Raw genomic sequence first — 18,052 nt, 5'->3', positions numbered from 1 at the left:
CGGAGGGCAAGGAATAGCAAAAGCAAAAGCAAAAGCAAAAGCAGCCAAGCATGGTTTGGCTCTACCAGGAGCGGTCATGCGTGCGCTCGCGGCTGTTGGGACCGCCTTGTAGCGAGCCGAGCACCGCAGGGGAATCAGGGGCGAAGAGGCGCGGGTGTCCGAGCGAAGCGAGTTACACCCCGCCGCGGTCGCGGAAGAAGCCCGCCGGGCGCGGCCCGGCGCAACCGCTGTGTGGGCGCACGGAAATGCGCAGCCGAGCATGGGCTCGGCTCTACAGGTTCACTGCAGGTCGCGAAGATTCAACTTCCGCAGCGTCGGGTTCTTCCATGCGGTGATCCCGGCCACGCTCAGCACGGCGAACCCGCCCAGCACCACTGCTGGCACCAGACCGAGCAGCTTCGCCATCGTGCCGGCATAGAAGGCGCCCAGTTCGTTGGACGAACTGATGAAGATGCCGTTGATCGACGATACCCGCCCACGCATTTCCTCGGGCGTCGCCAGCTGCAGGATGGTCGAGCGGACCACCACCGACACGCCATCGAAGGCGCCGTAGAACAGCAGGATCAGCGCCGACAGCCAGAAGTGCTGCGACAGCCCGAAACCGATCACGCACAGCCCGAAGCCCGCGACCGCAGACAACAACACCCGGCCGGCGTTGCGGTGCAGGGGGTGCCGGGCAAGCCACAGGCCCACGCCGATCGAGCCCAGAGCGGGCGCAGCGCGCAGGATGCCCAGCCCTTCGGGTCCATGGTGCAGGATCTCATGCAGGAAGGCGGGCAGCATCGCCACCACGCCGCCCAGCAGCACCGAGAACATGTCCAGCGCCATCGCGCCGACCATGATGCGGTTGCCGACCACGAAGCGGGCACCTTCGGCGATGCTCTGGAAGATCGGTGCTGCGGGGCCGCTGTGCACCGGTTCCTCCACCTTCAGCGTGGCCAGGCAGGCCACTGCCACCAACGCGAAGGCCGTCGCCACGCCATAGGACAGCCCCTTGCCTCCCAGGCCGACCAGTACGCCGCCCAGCGCCGGACCCACCACCATGCCGGCCTGGAACACCACAGCGCCCAGTCCCGCGCCGCGTGCGAACTGCTCGCGCGCCAGCACGCGGGCGAACAATGCATTGTAGATCGGCGAAAGAAAGGCACGGACCATGCCGGTCAGTGCAATTGCCGCATAGATCGGCCACACGCCGTGGAACGGCAGCCAGCCCTTGGCCACGCTGGTCAGTACCAGCGCCGTGGCGATCAGGCCGGAGCAGGCGACCATGCCCAGCCTGCGCCGCGGCAGATGATCGACCAGATAGCCGGCGAACGGGGCCACGCAGAAGAACGGCAGCACCTCGGCCAGACCGATCAGGCCCAGCGAGAATGGATTCCGGGTGACTTCGTAGATGTGCCAGCCGACGGTGACGGCCACCACCTGGTAGGACAACATGGCGAAGATGCGGTAGGCCAGCAGCTTGGCGAAGCCTGGCCGGGCCAACAGGCCCAGCGCCGTATCTTCGGCCGGGGCGGTCCCGCTCACGGGTGTCCGCGCTGCAGCTGGGCCTGCGCCGTCTCGCGGATGAAGGCCAGCATCGCTGCGACGCCGTTGCTGCGGGTCGGCGAAAGATGGCGGGCCAGGCCGATGTCCTGGATGTAGCTCGGCTGCGTGTCCAGGATTTCCTGTGCCGAGCGCCCGGAATAGACACGCAGGGCCAGGAAGATCAGGCCGGAGACGATCGCCGAATCACTGATGGCGTGGAAGCGCAGCGACTGCGCATTGCCTTCCGGAACGATCCAGACCATCGACTGGCAGCCGAGCAGGCGGTGGTCTTCGGTCTTCCACTCTTCGGGGAAGGCCGGCAGCTTGCGGCCGAGGTCGATCAGGTACTGGTAGCGCTCGGACCAGTCGCCGAAGAAGCCGAATTCCTCGGCGATGGCGGCCTGGGCCTCGGCGGCGGTGGGTTCAAGCGGGAACGGGGAGTCGATCACTGCAATCTCTTGGGTAGGGGCGTGGCGGCGCGGATCAGCCGCGCTTGCGCGACCAGCGCACGCCCTGCGGGGTGTCTTCCAGCACGATGCCTTCGGCGGCCAGCTGGTCGCGGATGGCGTCGGAGCGGGCGAAGTCACGCGCCTTCTTGGCGGCGGCGCGTTCATCGATGAGGCCCTGGATGCGCGCATCCTCGCCATCATCGTGGGCAACGGTGCCGAACCACTGCGCCGGGTCGGCCTGCAGCAGGCCCAGCGCCAGGCCCGCACCGAGCAGCTCGCCTTTCAGGCGCGCCTGTTCGGCCGGCTCGATGGCGCGGCGTGCTTCGGCGGCGATGCGCGCCAGTTCGGCCAGTGCCTGCGGCGTGTTGAGGTCGTCATCCAGGGTAGCCTCGACCGTGGCCGGGATCACCGCCACGGCCGGAACCGCGGCGAGCTCGCGCAGGGTGCCGTAGAGGCGGTCCAGCGTGCGCACCGACTGTTCGATCAGCGCGTCGGACCAGTCCAGCGGCTGCCGGTAGTGGGCCGACAGCAGGGCCAGGCGCAGCGCTTCCGGCGGGTGCTGGCGCACCAGGTCGTGCACGCGTTCGATGTTGCCCAGCGACTTGCTCATCTTGGCACCGCCGAAATTGAGCATGCCGTTGTGCAGCCAGAAGCGGGCGAAGATCTTTCCGCCATGGGCGCATTCGCTCTGCGCGATTTCGTTCTCGTGGTGCGGGAACTGCAGGTCGACACCACCGGCATGGATGTCGATGGTCTGGCCCAGATGGGCGGCAGCCATCGCCGAGCATTCGATGTGCCAGCCCGGGCGGCCACGGCCCCACGGCGAGGCCCAGCCCGGCAGGTCGTCGGTGGACGGCTTCCACAGCACGAAATCGCCTGGATCGCGCTTGTACGGCGCGACATCGACGCGGGCGCCGGCCAGCATTTCTTCCGGGTCGCGGCGGGAGAGCTTGCCGTAGCCATCGAAGCTGGCAACGGCGAACAGCACGTGGCCCTCGGCGGCATAGGCATGACCGTTGGCGATGAGCTGCTCGATCATGGTGATGATCTGCGGCATGTGCGCGGTCACTTCCGGTTCGATGTCCGGCGGCACCACGCCCAGCGCGGCCATGTCCTCGCGGTAGGCGGCGGCGAAACGGTCGGTGATGGTGCTGATCGGCACCCCCTGTTCGCGCGCGGCCGTGTTGATCTTGTCATCCACGTCGGTGATGTTGCGGGCGTAGCGCAGGGCGCCGAAACGCCGCCGCAGCAGGTCGGCCAGCACGCCGAACACCACCGGCCCACGGGCATTGCCGATGTGCACGTAGTTGTAGACCGTCGGGCCGCACACATACAGGGTCGGACAGGCCGGGTCGAGCGGAATGAACGGTTCGAGCTGGCGTGTCAGGTTGTTGTGCAGGCGCAGGGTCATGGGGGTGTGGCTGGGGGACAAGCCTGCGATTTTAGAACGTGTCGGCCCCCTTTGGGGCGACCGCCTGCCACCGGTGGACCCGGGGGCCACCCAGGTGGGGTGGGCAGGAACGGCGCGGACGGGTAATGTTCAGCCCCTTGCGCTCGTCACTGCCTACACTATTGCCGTGTCCTTGCTCCCGTCGCCAATGAAATCCACCGCGTTGCTGACCCTGGCCTGGCTGTCGGCGTTGCCGGCCGTGGCTCTGGCCCAGGAGGGGGAGCCCCGCAACCGGGTGGTGATCGTGGAGAACGTGAAGTTCGACTACGCCCAGGTGCTGAACGTCGAGCCGGTGTTCCAGACCCTGCGCGCGACCCGGACCGAGGAGCACTGCGAGCCGGTGTCGACCCGGACCCTGGCCCCGGTGAATGTCACCGGCGAAGAGCCGACGGAGGACAAGGGCCGGATCAGCCGCTTCTGGGACTCGGTGCGCTCGATGTTCAAGCGCAGCGACGAGGAGGCGGTGGACGAGACCGCAGCCGAGACGCCGGCCGCGCCCACCGGTCCCACCAACAACGGGCCGATGCTGACCCGCGACTGCCGGATCGTTCCCGTCGGGCGCGAGTTCCGTCGGCCCATCGCCTACGACGTGGATTACGTCTACAGGGGCACCAAGTACCGCTCGCGCCTGCCGGAAGACCCTGGCAACCGGCTCAAGGTCCGGGTCTCGATCACGCCCTGGGTCGGCCCGGAGCAGGGCACCGCCAGTAATCCCTGATTCTGGGACCCCGGCCCCTTGCGCCGGCGCCGGCCGCGTGCAAAGATGCCCGGCCATGAAGCTCACCGACTTCCAGCACGACAGCAGCGCAGCCCGACAGGCGTCGGGCATGACCTCGCGTGCCCGTCGACCGGAACCCCACATTCTCGCTGGGTAACCGGAGCTTTTTGCTGTTCGTCCGATAGAAACCCAGCCCGCCGGCTGGGTTTTTTCGTTTCCGCTTCCTGAAAGCTTCAACTGCAACGATTTCACCCCACCTTTGGTTTCCGCATTTCCCTTCCACCGCGTCGAACCTGACGCCGCCACGCAAGGAAAGATGATGTCCCCCAAGCACTTCCTGAACACCCAGGACTGGAGCCGCAGCGAGCTTGATGCGCTGCTGACCCAGGCAGCGCTGTTCAAGCGCAACAAGCTCGGCGACCAGCTCAAGGGCAAGTCGATCGCGCTGGTGTTCTTCAATCCGTCGATGCGCACCCGCACCAGCTTCGAGCTGGGCGCGTTCCAGCTGGGTGCCCACGCGGTGGTGCTGCAACCGGGCAAGGATGCGTGGCCGATCGAGTTCAACCTCGGTACGGTGATGGACGGCGATACCGAAGAACATATCGCCGAAGTGGCCAAGGTGCTGGGCCGCTACTGCGACATCATCGCCGTGCGCGCGTTCCCGAAGTTCGTGGACTGGGCCTATGACCGCCAGGACATCGTGCTCAACAGCTTCGCCAGGTATTCGCCGGTGCCGGTGATCAACATGGAGACCATCACCCACCCGTGCCAGGAACTGGCTCACGTGATGGCGCTGCAGGAGCACTTCGGCACCCAGGACCTGCGCGGCAAGAAGTACGTGCTGACCTGGACCTATCATCCCAAGCCGCTGAATACCGCCGTGGCCAACTCGGCGCTGACCATCGCCACCCGCATGGGCATGGACGTGACCCTGCTGTGCCCGACTGCCGACTACATTCTCGACGACCGCTACATGGGCTGGGCCGAGCAGAACGTGGCCGAGAGCGGCGGTTCGCTGAAGATCAGCCATGACATCGACAGCGCCTACGCCGGTGCCGATGTGGTCTACGCCAAGAGCTGGGGCGCGCTGCCGTTCTTCGGCAACTGGGAGCCGGAAAAGCCGATCCGCGACCAGTTCAAGCACTTCATCGTCGACGAACGCAAGATGGCACTGACCAACAACGGTGTCTTCAGCCACTGCCTGCCGCTGCGTCGCAACGTGAAGGCGACCGACGCGGTGATGGACTCGCCGCAGTGCATCGCCATCAACGAGGCCGAGAACCGCCTGCACGTACAGAAGGCGATCATGGCGGCGGTTGCCGGGCGCTGATTCTTTCCCATTCAAAAACCCCGCCGGGCATGGCCCGGCGCTACCAGGACATTACCCCCCATGAGCAACAAAGACGTCGTCCTCGCCTTCTCCGGTGGCCTCGATACCAGCTTCTGCGTGCCGTACCTGCAGGAGCGCGGCTACAACGTGCATACCGTGTTCGCCGACACCGGCGGCGTGGATGATGAAGAGCGTGATTTCATCGAGAAGCGTGCCGCCGAGCTGGGCGTGACCAGCCATGTCACCGTCAACGGTGGCCCGGCCATCTGGGAGGGCTTCGTCAAGCCGTTCGTGTGGGCGGGCGAGGGCTACCAGGGCCAGTACCCGCTGCTGGTCTCGGACCGCTACCTGATCGTCGATGCCGCGCTGAAGCGTGCCGCCGAGCTGGGCACCAACATCATCGCCCACGGCTGCACCGGCATGGGCAACGACCAGGTCCGCTTCGATCTGGCGGTTAAGGCGCTGGGCGACTACCAGATCATCGCGCCGATCCGCGAGATCCAGAAGGAGCACACCCAGACCCGCGCCTACGAACAGAAGTACCTGGAAGAGCGTGGTTTCGGCGTGCGCGCCAAGCAGCAGGCCTACACCATCAATGAGAACCTGCTGGGCGTGACCATGTCCGGTGGCGAGATCGACCGCTGGGAAGCTCCGGGCGAGGGCGCACGTGGCTGGTGCTCGCCGCGCAGTGAATGGCCGGAACAGGCGCTGACCGTCACCCTGAAGTTCGTCGAGGGCGAAGCGGTCGAGCTCGACGGCAAGGCATTGCCGGGCGACCAGATCCTGGCCCAGCTCAACAAGCTGTTCGCTCCGTACGGCGTGGGCCGTGGCGTGTACACCGGCGACACCGTGATCGGCCTGAAGGGCCGCATCGTGTTCGAGGCCCCTGGCCTGGTTTCGCTGCTGGCCGCCCACCGCGCGCTGGAAGACGCGGTGTTGACCAAGCAGCAGAACCGCTTCAAGCCGGACGTGGCGCGCAAGTGGGTGGAGCTGGTCTACGAAGGCTTCTATCACGACCCGCTGAAGACCGACATCGAAGCGTTCCTGAAGTCCTCGCAGGCCAAGGTCAACGGCGAAGTGGTACTGGAGACCCGTGGCGGGCGCGTGGACGCGGTGGCGGTGAAGTCGCCGCATCTGCTCAACACCAAGGGCGCCACCTATGCGCAGTCGGCCGACTGGGGCGTGGAAGAGGCGGAAGGCTTCATCAAGCTGTTCGGCATGAGCTCCACGCTGTACGCGCAGGTCAATCGCGGTTGACCGCGATTGCGCTGGGGCGCTCCAGCAGAGGCGATACGGTAGCGCCGGGCCATGCCCGGCGGAATTTCACAGGAACTGTTGATTCATGCTTGAACAGACACTCGATCACCTGCAGGCCCTGGTGTCCTTCGACACCCGCAACCCGCCGCGCGCGATCAGCACCGCTGGCATCTTCGATTACCTGCGCGCCAACCTGCCGGGTTTCACCGTTGAAGTGATCGATCACGGGGCCGGTGCGGTCAGCCTGTATGCCGTGCGCGGCACACCGAAGTACCTGTTCAACGTGCATCTGGACACGGTGCCGGATTCGCCGCACTGGACGGCCGACCCGCACGTGATGCGCCGCTTGGACGATCGTGTGGTCGGCCTGGGCGTGTGTGACATCAAGGGCGCTGCGGCGGCGCTGGTGGCTGCGGCCAATGCCAGTGACGGCGACGCCGCGTTCCTGTTCTCCAGCGACGAGGAAGCAAACGATCCACGCTGCATCGCCGCGTTCCTGGCCCGTGGCATTGCCTATGACGCGGTGCTGGTGGCCGAGCCGACCATGAGCGAGGCCGTGCTCGCGCACCGTGGCATCAGCTCGGTGCTGATGCAGTTCGCCGGCCGTGCGGGCCATGCGTCCGGCAGGCAGGATGCCGCCGCCAGTGCGCTGCACCAGGCGATGCGCTGGGGCAATCGGGCCCTGGATCATGTGGATTCCCTTGCATCTGCACGCTTCGGTGGCCTGACCGGGCTGCGTTTCAACATCGGGCGCGTCGAAGGCGGGATCAAGGCCAACATGATCGCACCGGCAGCCGAAGTGCGTTTCGGCTTCCGCCCCCTGCCCTCGATGGACATCGATGCGCTGCTGGCGACCTTCGCGGGTCTTGCCGAACCGGAAGCCGCGCTGTTCACCGAAACCTTCCGTGGCCCCAGCCTCCCGGCCGGTGACATCGCCGAAGCCGAGAACCGCCGTCTGCTGGCGCGTGACGTGGCCGATGCGCTGGAGCTGCCGATCGGCAACGCGGTGGACTTCTGGACCGAGGCCTCGCTGTTCTCCGCGGCAGGCTATACCACGCTGGTGTTCGGCCCCGGCGACATTGCCCAGGCCCACACGGCCGATGAGTTCGTGACGCTGGAGCAGCTGCAACGCTATACCGACGCCGTGCACCGCATCATCGGCGCCGGCGCCTGATCAACCCCACAACGCCGCCATGCCCCGGCATGGTGGAACTGCAACGCGGCGACCGCCGCCCGTGACGAAATCGAAATGTCTCCTGCCCTCCAGCCCCACCGCCAGACCCGCCAGACCATCGTGCGCCTGCTGTCCAGCATGGCCAGCGCGAAGGAGATCAGCCAGTACCTCAAGCGCTTCTCGCAGCTGGACGCCAAGCGCTTCGCCGTGGTCAAGGTCGGTGGCGCCGTGCTGCGCGACGATCTTGAAGCGCTGACCTCCTCGCTGTCCTTCCTGCAGGAAGTCGGGCTGACCCCGATCGTGCTGCACGGTGCCGGCCCTCAGCTGGACGCCGAGCTGTCCGCTGCTGGCATCGAGAAGCAGACCGTCAACGGCCTGCGCGTGACCTCGCCGGAAGCACTGGCGATCGTGCGCCGGGTGTTCCAGCAATCCAACCTGCGGCTGGTCGAAGCTCTGCAGCAGAATGGAGCGCGTGCCACCTCGATCACCGGTGGCGTGTTCGAGGCCGAGTACCTTGACGTGGACACCTACGGCCTGGTCGGTGAAGTGAAGAAGGTCAACCTGGCGCCGATCGAAGCCAGCCTGCGCGCCGGATCGATCCCGGTCATCACCAGCCTGGGTGAGACCGCCGGCGGACAGATCCTGAACGTCAATGCCGACTTTGCCGCCAACGAACTGGTGCAGGAACTGCAGCCGTACAAGATCATCTTCCTGACCGGTACCGGTGGCCTGCTGGACGAGGCGGGCAACGTCATCGATTCGATCAACCTGTCCACCGAGTACGACCACCTGATCGCACAGCCGTGGATCCACGGCGGCATGAAGGTCAAGATCGAACAGATCAAGGATCTGCTCGATCGCTTGCCGCTGGAATCGTCGGTGTCGATCACCCGGCCGGCCGATCTGGCCAAGGAACTGTTCACCCACAAGGGCTCAGGCACGCTGGTGCGCAAGGGCGAGAAGGTGCTGCGTGCGGCCACGTGGGACGAGTTGGATCTGCCACGCCTGAAGGGCCTGATCGAATCCAGCTTCGGCCGCACCCTGGTGCCGGACTACTTCCAGAAGACCAGGCTGCTGCGCGCGTACGTCAGCGAGAACTATCGGACGGCCGTCATCCTGACCAACGAGGCCGAAGGTGTCTATCTGGACAAGTTCGCCGTGCTCGATGATGCGCAGGGCGAGGGCCTGGGGCGTGCGGTCTGGAACGTGATGCTGGAGGAAACGCCTCAGCTGTTCTGGCGCTCGCGTCACGGCAATCCGATCAATCACTTCTACTACGCCGAATCCGACGGCTGCTACAAGCAGGACCAGTGGAAGGTGTTCTGGTTCGGTGCCGATGGCATCGACCGCATCCGCACCTATGTCGATCACTGCGCTGCACGCGCACCGAGCCTGCAGGGCTGAACGATGACCGTCACCGACACCTGGGCGACGGTGCCGACCCTGCGCGGCCAGCATGTGACGCTGCAGCCCTTGCAGCAGGGACACGTGGACGGCCTGCGTGCCGCGCTGGAAGGCAGCGGACTGGACCGGCTCTGGTACACCCAGGTGCCGGCGCCGGCACAGGCAGGCGCCTACGTACAGGCCGCACTGCAGGCGCAGGCGGAGGGCAGGGTGCTGCCCTTCGTCATCCGTGATGCCGCTGGCGACATCGTCGGCAGCACCCGCTTCTATGACCTCGATGCCGCCGTGCCCAGGCTCAGTCTCGGCTATACCTGGTATGCACCGCGCGCGCAGCGTACCGGTGCCAATACCGAGGCCAAGCTGTTGCTGCTGCAGCATGCCTTCGAAGTCATGGGCTGCATCAGCGTGGTGCTGGAAACCAGCTGGTTCAACACCACCTCGCGCACCGCCATCGCCCGCCTGGGGGCCAAGCAGGATGGCGTGCTGCGCAACCACAAACGGCATGCCGACGGCACGCCGCGCGACACCGTCATCTTTTCCATCATCGATGCGGAATGGCAGGGCGTGAAGCGCCACCTGCAGTACCGTCTGGACAGCCACGCATGAACGATTCGATTTTCTCCCTGGGCATCATCGGTGCCCGCGGCCATACCGGTGCCGAACTGATCAAGCTCGTTGCCGCGCATCCGCGCCTGCGCCTGGCGTTCGTATCCTCGCGCGAACGTGCAGGGCAGCGCCTGTCTGACCATCACCCGGAAGTGCAGGGTGATCTGCGCTACGAGAACCTCGACGCCGACGCGGTGGCGGCCAAGGGCGTGGACGCGGTGATCCTGGCGCTGCCCAATGGCCTGGCCGCACCGTTCGTGGCCGCGCTTGAAAGCGCCCGGCCCGATACGGTGATCGTGGACCTGTCGGCCGATTACCGCTTCGATCACAGCTGGTACTACGGTCTGCCGGAGCTGACCCGCGGTCGCTACACCGGGCAGAAGCACATCAGCAATCCTGGCTGCTACGCCACCGCGATGCAGCTGGCGATCCATCCGCTGCTGGACCTGCTGGCCGGGCCCCCGCAGTGCTTCGGCGTGTCCGGCTACTCCGGTGCGGGCACCACGCCCTCCGACAAGAACAACGTCGAACTGCTGGCCGACAACCTGATGCCGTACGCGCTGACCAACCACGTGCACGAGCGCGAGGTGTCGGTGCAGCTGGGGGTGGCAGTGGAGTTCATGCCGCATGTGGCGCCCCATTTCCGCGGCATCACCCTGACCGCCAATCTGTGGTTGAACCGCGCACAGACGCGCGAGCAGATCGTCGAGCGTTTCCAGCAGGCCTATGCCGGCGAAGCACTCATCGAGGTGGTGGATGACGCGCCGTGGGTCAGCCGCATCGCCGGCCGCCACGGTGCCCAGATCGGTGGCTTCACCCTGGCCCCGGGTGGCAAGCGGGTGGTGGTGGTGGCGACGCTGGACAACCTGCTGAAGGGCGCGGCCACCCAGGCCATGCAGAATCTCAACCTTGCGCTGGGCATCGACGAACTGACGTCGATCCCGCACTGAACCCGCATCCGGAGCCCCCATGGCAGACCTTCTTTGGCAGAAACCCGGCGTCGCTGTCGACGTCCAGATCCAGACCTTCCTCGCCGGCGATGACGTGATCCTCGACCGTGAGTTCTTCCTGCATGACATCGCGGCCAGCGCCGCGCATGCACAGGGCCTGCAGCACATCGGCATCCTCGCCGCCAGCGAGCTGGAGGGCCTGCTGCGCGAGCTGGAGGTGCTGGCAGACGACTTCCGCGCAGGCCGTTTCGTGCTGGATACGCGCTATGAAGACGGTCACTCGGCGATCGAAGCGCGCCTGACCGAGCGGTTGGGTGATGCCGGCCGCAAGATCCACACCGGTCGCAGCCGCAATGACCAGATCCTGGTCGCCACGCGCCTGTGGCTGAAGGAAAAGCTGCAGCGCGTCGCCCAGCTCAGCGCCGAGGTGGCCAAGGTCGCGCTCGACCGCGCTCAGGCGGAAAAGGACCTGCCGGTGCCGGGCTATACGCACATCCAGCGAGCCGTCGTGTCCTCGGCGGGCATGTGGTGGGCCGGCTGGGCGGAAGCCTTCATCGACAATGCCATCCGTGCACGTGACACCCATGCGCTGGTCGATGCCAACCCGCTGGGTACCGCCGCCGGGTATGGCGTGAACCTGCCGCTGGACCGTGAACACACCACGGCTGCGCTCGGTTTCGCGCGCATGCAGGTATCACCGATCTATGCACAGCTGTCGCGCGGCAAGTTCGAGCTGGCCGCCCTGGAGGCGCTGGGTGGCGCTACCCTGGACCTGCGTCGCATCGCCTGGGATCTGTCGCTGTTCACCAGCGCCGAATTCGGCTTCGTCGCACTGCCGGCGCAGTACACCACCGGCAGCTCGATCATGCCGAACAAGCGCAACCCCGATGTGATCGAACTGATGCGTGCCACCCACGCCAGCGTTGCCGCGGCGCGCACCGAAATCGAACAGCTGCTGTCGCTGCCGTCCGGCTACCATCGTGATCTGCAGTCGTCCAAGGGGGCCATCTTCCACGGCTTCGGTCGCGGCCTGGCCGCGCTGGAACTGCTGCCGGCGCTGCTGGCCAATCTGGAATGGCGCGAGGACAGGCTGCGCGCGGCGATCGATTCCGGCATGTATGCCACCGACGTCGCGGTCGAGGCTGCCGTGGCCGGCGTGCCGTTCCGCGACGCCTACAAGGCTGCCGCGGCAGGTGCCGACAGCGCAGGGCAGGGACGCACGCCGGAGGGCAGCCTGGCCGCGCGTGTCTCGCCGGGTTCGGCATCGGACCTGCGCCTGGATGAGCTGCGCGCGCGCTGGCAGGCGCTGTCCTGATGGCGGGCACCGTCTATCTGGTCCTGGCCATGCGCCGGCCCGGCTTCAGTGCCGCCGCTGTGCAGCCGCATCTGGATTTCCTCGATGGACTGCGTGCGCAGGGCCAGCTGCAGCTCACCGGTGGTTTCGCCGACGGCAGCGGCGGTGCCTACGTGCTGTGCAACGTGGAGAGCCTCGCACAGGCGCAGGCCATCGTCGCCACGGATCCGCTGGTGACGATGCAGGCCTCCGAGCTGACCGTGCACGAATGGAATACCCGCTGAGAGCCCGGCCATGACCCCGCACGCCGCCCCCGTCGCTTCGCCGTTTCCCGAACAGGCGCTGCCGCCATGGCGACGTGCCGTACTGAAGGTGGGCAGCAGCCTGCTCGCTGCCGATGGAGGCGGCCTGTCGCCACGCCACGCGCTTGGCCTGGCCCAGTTCGTCTCGGCCAATGTGCTGGCTGGCCGCGAAGTGGTGATCGTCTCGTCGGGCGCGGTCGCCGCCGGCCGCGCGATCCTGCCGCGTGCCGATGAGCCGGGCGCTGCGATGGCTGCGCGGCAGGCACTGGCTGCGCTTGGCCAGGCGCAGCTGATCGGCCTGTGGCAACGCTTCTTCGAGCGCCCGGTCGCGCAGGTGCTGCTGACCCACGACGACCTGCGCAACCGCCGCCGCTACCTCAACGCCCGCGCCACCCTCACCGAACTGCTGCGGCTGGGTGCGCTGCCGGTGGTGAACGAGAACGACACCGTCTCGGTGGATGAACTCAAGCTCGGCGACAACGACAACCTGGCCGCGACCGTGGCGGCGCTGGTCGATGCCGACGCATTGTTCATCGCCACCGACATCGATGGCCTGTACAGCGCCGATCCGCGCACCGTGGCCGACGCACGGCCGCTGCACGATGTGCCGGAACTGGGCCCGGACGTGCTGGCGATGGCCGGCGGCGCCGGCTCGCGCGCGGGCACCGGGGGCATGCGTACCAAGCTGGAGGCCGCCGCCAAGGCCGGCCGGCTGGGTATCGAAACCTATCTGTTCAACGGCCGCAGCGGCGAGGTGGTGCGCGCGCTGGCGCAGGATCGCCTGTTCGGCACCCGGATCCATGCCGCACGCAGCCGTGAAGCGGCGCGCAAGCACTGGCTGCGCCATGCCCCCCTGGCCGATGGCGCGATCGTGATCGACGCCGGCGCGGCGCAGGCGATGCGCGAGAAGGGCGCTTCGCTGCTGCCCGGCGGCATCACCGGTGCCGACGGTGATTTCCGCCGGGGCGACATGGTGCAGGTGTGCTGGAACACCGCCGAAGGGCGGGTCTGCGTTGCCCGTGGTGTCAGCCAGTACGCGGCTGACGACGTGCGCCGCATCGCTGGCCGCCATTCGCGCGACATCCAGGCCGTACTGGGCTACAACTATGGGGGCAGCGTCGTCCATCGTGACGATCTGGTGCTGCCATGACCGGACCGCAGGACACCCCGATGAGTGACATCCAAGCACAGGCACGCGCCTGCCGTGACGCGGCGCAGGCGGTTGCAGGCCTCGACAGCGAAGCGCGGCGCGCGCTGCTGCAGGCCATGGCACAGGCACTGGAAGTGAATGCCGGCCAGATCCTGGCCGGCAATGCGCGCGACCTGGCCGCCGCGCGCGACAAGGGCGTCGGCAGTGCCATGCTGGACCGGCTGGCACTGGACCCGCCGCGTCTGCTGGCGATGGCCGAAGCGGTGCGTGAGGTTGCCGCGTTGCCCGACCCGGTCGGGCAGGTGACCCGCGACGACGTCCGCCCCAACGGCATCCGCGTGCAGAAAGTGCGGGTGCCGCTGGGCGTGATCGCGATGATCTACGAGGCGCGCCCGAACGTGACCGCCGAAGCGGCCGCACTGTGCCTGAAGGCAGGCAACGGCGTGATCCTGCGTGGTGGCTCCGAGGCGATCCATTCCAATACCGCCATTGCCCAGGCATTGGCCGGTGCGTTGCAGGCCAACGGTGTTCCCCCCGCAGCGGTGACTGTACTGACCGACCTGCGGCGTGAGGCGATGCTGGAGCTGCTGCAACTGCACGAGCTGATCGACCTGGCGATTCCGCGGGGCGGCGAAGGCCTGATCCGCTTTGTCGCCGAACACGCGCGCGTGCCGGTGATCAAGCACTACAAGGGCGTCTGCCATCTGTTCGTGGATGCCAGCGCCGATCTCGACCAGGCCATCGGTCTGCTGGTCGATGGCAAGTGCAGCCGGCCGGCCGCATGCAATTCACTGGAGACGCTGCTGGTGCATCAGCGCGTGGCGGCGGAGTTCCTGCCGCGCGTGGCGCAGTCGCTTGGCGAACGGGGCGTACAACTGCGCGCGGATGCCCACGCGCGTCCGTTGCTGCCGGGCAGCACCGAGGCGACCGACGAGGATTACGCAGCCGAATTCCTCGATCTGGTGTTGGCCGTGCGCGTGGTCGATGATCTCGATGCGGCAATCGCGCATATCCGCCGCTACACCTCCGATCACACCGAAGTGATCGCGACCACCGATGCCGTCAATGCCGAGCGGTTCGTCAATGCGCTGCGCTCGGCGGTGGTGATGGTCAACGCGTCCTCGCGCTTTTCGGACGGCGGCCAGCTTGGGCTGGGCAGCGAGATCGGCATCTCCACCACGCGCCTGCATGCCTATGGTCCGATGGGGCTGGAGGCACTGACGGTCGAGCGCTTCGTGGTCCGCGGCGAGGGTCAGACGCGGGTCTGACCCGGCAGCCGCCAGGCCTGCGCCGGCGGCGAGCCGTTTACCAGAGGTCTTCCAGCTTTCGCGGCTTGCAGGCCACCCACGATGCGCACAGCATCAGCGTGGCGCAGCCGAACAGGAAGCCGAACGGCAGCGTCCAGCCGTTGCTGACGGTATGCAGCCAACCGACCAGGAACGGACCCAGGCAGCTGAAGCTGTAACCCACGCCCTGCATGAAGCCGGACAGCGCGGCGGAACCGGTCGGGGTACGCGTGCGCAGGTTGATCAGGGTCAGCGCCAGCGGGAAGGTCGAGGGGCCCACGCCGAGCAGGCAGGCCCACAGCAGCGGCGCCTTCATGGGGGCCAGCAGCAGGCCGGCAAAGGCGATCACGAATGACGAATAGCCGATCAGGACCAGCGGGAACGGATTCTGCAGGCGCACCGCCATCGACGGAATGACCAGCGACGGCAACAGGCCCAGCGCCGAGAACACCGCCACCATCACCCCACCGAACGCAGGTGTGGCGCCGGCTTCGACCACGATGCGCGGCAGCCAGGTGAACATCGAATAGGTCATCAGCGATGTCATGCCGAACATCAGCGTCATGCTCCAGCCCAACGAGGTGCGCCAGACCTTGCCGTGAGGCTGCGCGGTGGGATCGGCAGCGTCGGCCTGCGGCTTCGGCGCGCGCCTGGCCAGTACCAGCCACGGCAGCGCGGCGGCCAATGCCAGCAATGCCCACATGCCCAGCGATACGCGCCAGCCGGCCGCGCTGGCCACCGGCACCGCCAGCAGTGCCGGCAGCATGGTGCCCAGCTGCAGCACGCTGATGTAGAGCGTGCTCATGGTGCCGACCTTGTTGGCGAAGTAGCGCTTCACCAGCGGCGGCACCACCACGTTGCCGATGCCCATGCCAGCCAGCGCGACGACCGCGCCCAGCAGCAGGGTGCCGACGTTGCCGGCGCTGGAGCGCAGCAGCAGGCCTGCCGTGGCCAGGATCATCGCCAGCAGGGTGGTGCGCTCCAGGCCCAGGCGCCGGGCCACAGCCGGCGTGGCCACGCCGAACAGCGCGAACGAGGCGGTCGGCAGCATGCCCAGTACGCCGGTCATGGTGGTGCCGAATCCGAACTGCTGGCCCAGTACGTCCAGCAGCGGGGTGATCGAGGTGACGGCAGTGCGCAGGTTGACCGCCGCCAGCAGGATGGCGGCGAATGCCAGAACGCGGCCGTGCAGCAGCGACGGCGATTCGGATGAGGAGGAGCTCATGGTGGTCCTTGCAGGTGTCGCACGCCGCCACAGTGGCGTGCAGCGCCGGCATCGGTCTACGCCGACGCGGCGGGTGGGGGAGTGGACATCATTGTACGTGGCTGGCAGGCGGGGCGAGGTCCCGTCGGCGCAATCTGTCGCTATCGGCACTTTTCGGCACGCTGCGGCGCGCCTCTCCGGCGTCGCGTCCGGCGGGTCGCTGGACGGCAGACACAAAAAAACCCGGAGGACGATGGCGTCTTCCAGGCTTCTTGGTGACCACCGGAGTGGTCGGGGAGACAGGATTCGAACCTGCGACCTCTACGTCCCGAACGTAGCGCTCTACCAGACTGAGCTACACCCCGAAGGGAGCCGCCTATTCTAGCCATTCACCCCGATGGCGGCAAGGGGTGAACGCCGTTTCCTTCACGCTGCCGGGGGCAGCGGCTCTTCAGGGAACAAAAAAGCCTGGACGACTTCACCAAGCTTCAATGCGACCACCGAAGTGGTCGGGGAGACAGGATTCGAACCTGCGACCTCTACGTCCCGAACGTAGCGCTCTACCAGACTGAGCTACACCCCGAAGGAGCCGCCTAAGATACCGTGTGAAGGCCTGGGCGGCAAGGTTTTTTTACATTTCAGCGACGATTCTCTGTGTCGATGCGGTTCTGTTCGCGGGCTTCGAACCACATGCCATTGAGGATGGCGACCGTCGAGGCGAGGCCGGCGCCGAGGATCCAGGCGAAATACCACATGTTCGGTTCTCCTTGGGAGGCTGGGGATCAGTAGGCGTTGGGGTTGCTGCCCATTTCATCGCTGGTGGTCTTGCCCTTGAGCACGCGGTACACCCAGGTGGTGTAAGCAAGGATGATCGGCAGGAACACCACCGTGGCCAGCAGCATGATCCACAGGGTCAGATGGCTGGACGAGGCATCCCACACGGTCAGGCTGGAGGTGGGCTGGCTGGAGGACGGCAGCAGGAACGGGAAGATCGCGAAGCCGACGGTCAGGATGATGCCGGCGATGGCTGCGCCGGAGGCGATGAAGGCCAGGCCGCCGCGACGGGCACGCAGCAGCACCGCGCTGGCGAGCAGGCCAAGCAGGCCGACCAGCGGCGCCAGCAGGGTCGCCGGCATGGTGCTGTAGTTGCGCATCCAGCCGCCGGCCGCGCCCAGCTCGGCGCTCTTCAGCAGCGGGTTGGTGGCGCCGTCGGTGATCACCTGCGAGGTGATCTGGTAGCCCGGCAGGCCGAAGGCCACCCAGGCTCCCCCCACCGCGAACAGTGCGAAGGCGATCAGCGCGGCAATGCTGCCAAAGCGTGCCGAGCGTTCAGCCACCGGGCCATCGGTCTTGATCACCAGCATCGCGGCACCGTGGGCCACCAGCATCGAAACGCTGAGCAGGCCGGCCAGCAGCGCGAACGGCATCAGCAGCCCGAAGAACGAGCCGGTGTAGAAGATGCGCATGCTGTCATCGAAGTGGAACGGCACGCCCAGCAGGACGTTGCCCACCGCCACGCCCATGATCAGCGCAGGGATGAAGCCGCCGATGAACAGCGCCCAGTCCCAGGTGTTGCGCCAGCGCTCGCCCGGCATCTTGCTGCGGAACTTGAAGCCGACCGGGCGCAGGATCAGGGCAAACAGGATGACGAACATCGCCAGGTAGAAGCCTGAGAAGCTGACCGCGTACAGCGGCGGCCAGGCGGCGAAGATCGCACCACCACCCAGGATCAGCCACACCTGGTTGCCTTCCCATACCGGGCCGATGGTGTTGATCACCAGCCGGCGCTCGGCGTCGGTGCGGGCCACGAAAGGCAGCAGCGTGCCCACTCCCAGGTCGAAACCATCCATCACCGCGAAGCCGATCAGCAGGATGCCGAGCAGCAGCCACCAGATCACGCGCAGCGTGGTGTAGTCCAGAAGAATGAAATCCATCTTGGTTTTCTCCTGCC

Annotated in this window: 17 protein-coding genes and 2 tRNA genes; 11 read left to right on the top strand and 8 right to left on the bottom strand. The window is 66.9% G+C overall.

The window, feature by feature from the left end:
* Window positions 1-279 precede the first annotated feature (279 nt).
* Genes ACVOKU_RS07675 through cysS form a run of 3 tightly spaced genes read right to left on the bottom strand, consistent with a single transcriptional unit; the run spans window position 280 to window position 3,387 of the window.
* Window positions 280-1,527, bottom strand: a complete 1,248-nt coding sequence (locus ACVOKU_RS07675; RefSeq protein WP_481559547.1) for an MFS transporter — start codon at window positions 1,525-1,527, stop codon at window positions 280-282.
* Window positions 1,524-1,976: a SufE family protein gene (locus tag ACVOKU_RS07670; protein WP_481559546.1), complete on the bottom strand. Its 453-nt coding sequence runs from the start codon at window positions 1,974-1,976 to the stop codon at window positions 1,524-1,526. The genes ACVOKU_RS07675 and ACVOKU_RS07670 overlap by 4 nt, the downstream gene beginning before the upstream one ends.
* Before the next feature lie 34 nt (window positions 1,977-2,010).
* Window positions 2,011-3,387 carry a cysteine--tRNA ligase gene (gene cysS / locus ACVOKU_RS07665; protein ID WP_481559545.1) on the bottom strand — a complete coding sequence of 459 codons (1,377 nt, stop codon included), beginning with the start codon at window positions 3,385-3,387 and terminating at the stop codon, window positions 2,011-2,013.
* A 187-nt stretch (window positions 3,388-3,574) separates the two neighbouring features.
* On the opposite strand from cysS, the gene ACVOKU_RS07660 reads away from it, so the two are divergent.
* The 11 genes from ACVOKU_RS07660 (at window position 3,575) to ACVOKU_RS07610 (ending at window position 14,879) form a co-directional block, all read left to right on the top strand.
* On the top strand, window positions 3,575-4,144 hold the full coding sequence (locus tag ACVOKU_RS07660) for a glycine zipper 2TM domain-containing protein (RefSeq protein ID WP_053519688.1): 570 nt from the start codon (window positions 3,575-3,577) through the stop codon (window positions 4,142-4,144).
* A 319-nt stretch (window positions 4,145-4,463) separates the two neighbouring features.
* Complete coding sequence (locus ACVOKU_RS07655; RefSeq protein ID WP_053519689.1) at window positions 4,464-5,474, top strand: N-acetylornithine carbamoyltransferase; 1,011 nt, start codon at window positions 4,464-4,466, stop codon at window positions 5,472-5,474.
* 60 nt (window positions 5,475-5,534) lie between these two features.
* Window positions 5,535-6,731 (top strand): argininosuccinate synthase, encoded by a 1,197-nt coding sequence (locus ACVOKU_RS07650; RefSeq protein ID WP_053519690.1) that lies wholly within the window; start codon window positions 5,535-5,537, stop codon window positions 6,729-6,731.
* 85 nt (window positions 6,732-6,816) lie between these two features.
* Window positions 6,817-7,905, top strand: coding sequence for an acetylornithine deacetylase (locus ACVOKU_RS07645; protein WP_053519691.1), 1,089 nt, complete (start codon window positions 6,817-6,819; stop codon window positions 7,903-7,905).
* Window positions 7,906-7,980: 75 nt separating this feature from the next.
* Entirely contained in the window at window positions 7,981-9,309 is a 1,329-nt protein-coding gene (locus ACVOKU_RS07640; RefSeq protein ID WP_053519692.1) for an acetylglutamate kinase, read from the top strand.
* A 3-nt stretch (window positions 9,310-9,312) separates the two neighbouring features.
* Entirely contained in the window at window positions 9,313-9,915 is a 603-nt protein-coding gene (locus ACVOKU_RS07635; RefSeq protein WP_065175501.1) for a GNAT family N-acetyltransferase, read from the top strand.
* Window positions 9,912-10,865, top strand: a complete 954-nt coding sequence (gene argC, locus ACVOKU_RS07630; protein ID WP_053519694.1) for an N-acetyl-gamma-glutamyl-phosphate reductase — start codon at window positions 9,912-9,914, stop codon at window positions 10,863-10,865. Before ACVOKU_RS07635 ends, argC begins: the two co-directional genes overlap by 4 nt.
* A gap of 19 nt (window positions 10,866-10,884) precedes the next feature.
* Window positions 10,885-12,180 carry an argininosuccinate lyase gene (argH, locus tag ACVOKU_RS07625; RefSeq protein ID WP_481559544.1) on the top strand — a complete coding sequence of 432 codons (1,296 nt, stop codon included), beginning with the start codon at window positions 10,885-10,887 and terminating at the stop codon, window positions 12,178-12,180.
* Window positions 12,180-12,443: a YciI family protein gene (locus ACVOKU_RS07620; RefSeq protein WP_065181936.1), complete on the top strand. Its 264-nt coding sequence runs from the start codon at window positions 12,180-12,182 to the stop codon at window positions 12,441-12,443. Before argH ends, ACVOKU_RS07620 begins: the two co-directional genes overlap by 1 nt.
* Window positions 12,444-12,453: 10 nt before the next feature.
* Window positions 12,454-13,611, top strand: a complete 1,158-nt coding sequence (proB, locus tag ACVOKU_RS07615; protein ID WP_074899354.1) for a glutamate 5-kinase — start codon at window positions 12,454-12,456, stop codon at window positions 13,609-13,611.
* Window positions 13,608-14,879 (top strand): glutamate-5-semialdehyde dehydrogenase, encoded by a 1,272-nt coding sequence (locus ACVOKU_RS07610; protein WP_481559543.1) that lies wholly within the window; start codon window positions 13,608-13,610, stop codon window positions 14,877-14,879. The genes proB and ACVOKU_RS07610 overlap by 4 nt, the downstream gene beginning before the upstream one ends.
* A 37-nt stretch (window positions 14,880-14,916) precedes the next feature.
* Here ACVOKU_RS07610 and ACVOKU_RS07605 read toward each other — a convergent pair whose 3' ends face one another.
* The 5 genes from ACVOKU_RS07605 to cydB form a co-directional block, all read right to left on the bottom strand.
* On the bottom strand, window positions 14,917-16,122 hold the full coding sequence (locus ACVOKU_RS07605) for a CynX/NimT family MFS transporter (protein ID WP_053519699.1): 1,206 nt from the start codon (window positions 16,120-16,122) through the stop codon (window positions 14,917-14,919).
* Between the two features lie 267 nt (window positions 16,123-16,389).
* Window positions 16,390-16,466, bottom strand: a tRNA-Pro gene (locus tag ACVOKU_RS07600).
* Between the two features lie 141 nt (window positions 16,467-16,607).
* A tRNA-Pro gene (locus ACVOKU_RS07595) sits at window positions 16,608-16,684 on the bottom strand.
* Between the two features lie 55 nt (window positions 16,685-16,739).
* Window positions 16,740-16,856, bottom strand: a complete 117-nt coding sequence (cydX, locus tag ACVOKU_RS07590) for a cytochrome bd-I oxidase subunit CydX (protein WP_053520342.1) — start codon at window positions 16,854-16,856, stop codon at window positions 16,740-16,742.
* A 27-nt stretch (window positions 16,857-16,883) separates the two neighbouring features.
* Window positions 16,884-18,035, bottom strand: a complete 1,152-nt coding sequence (cydB, locus tag ACVOKU_RS07585; protein ID WP_053520343.1) for a cytochrome d ubiquinol oxidase subunit II — start codon at window positions 18,033-18,035, stop codon at window positions 16,884-16,886.
* Window positions 18,036-18,052: the final 17 nt, after the last annotated feature.

The sequence above is a fragment of the Stenotrophomonas sp. STEN147 genome, from assembly GCF_056757995.1.
This window is presented reverse-complemented; position numbering and strand designations above follow the sequence as displayed.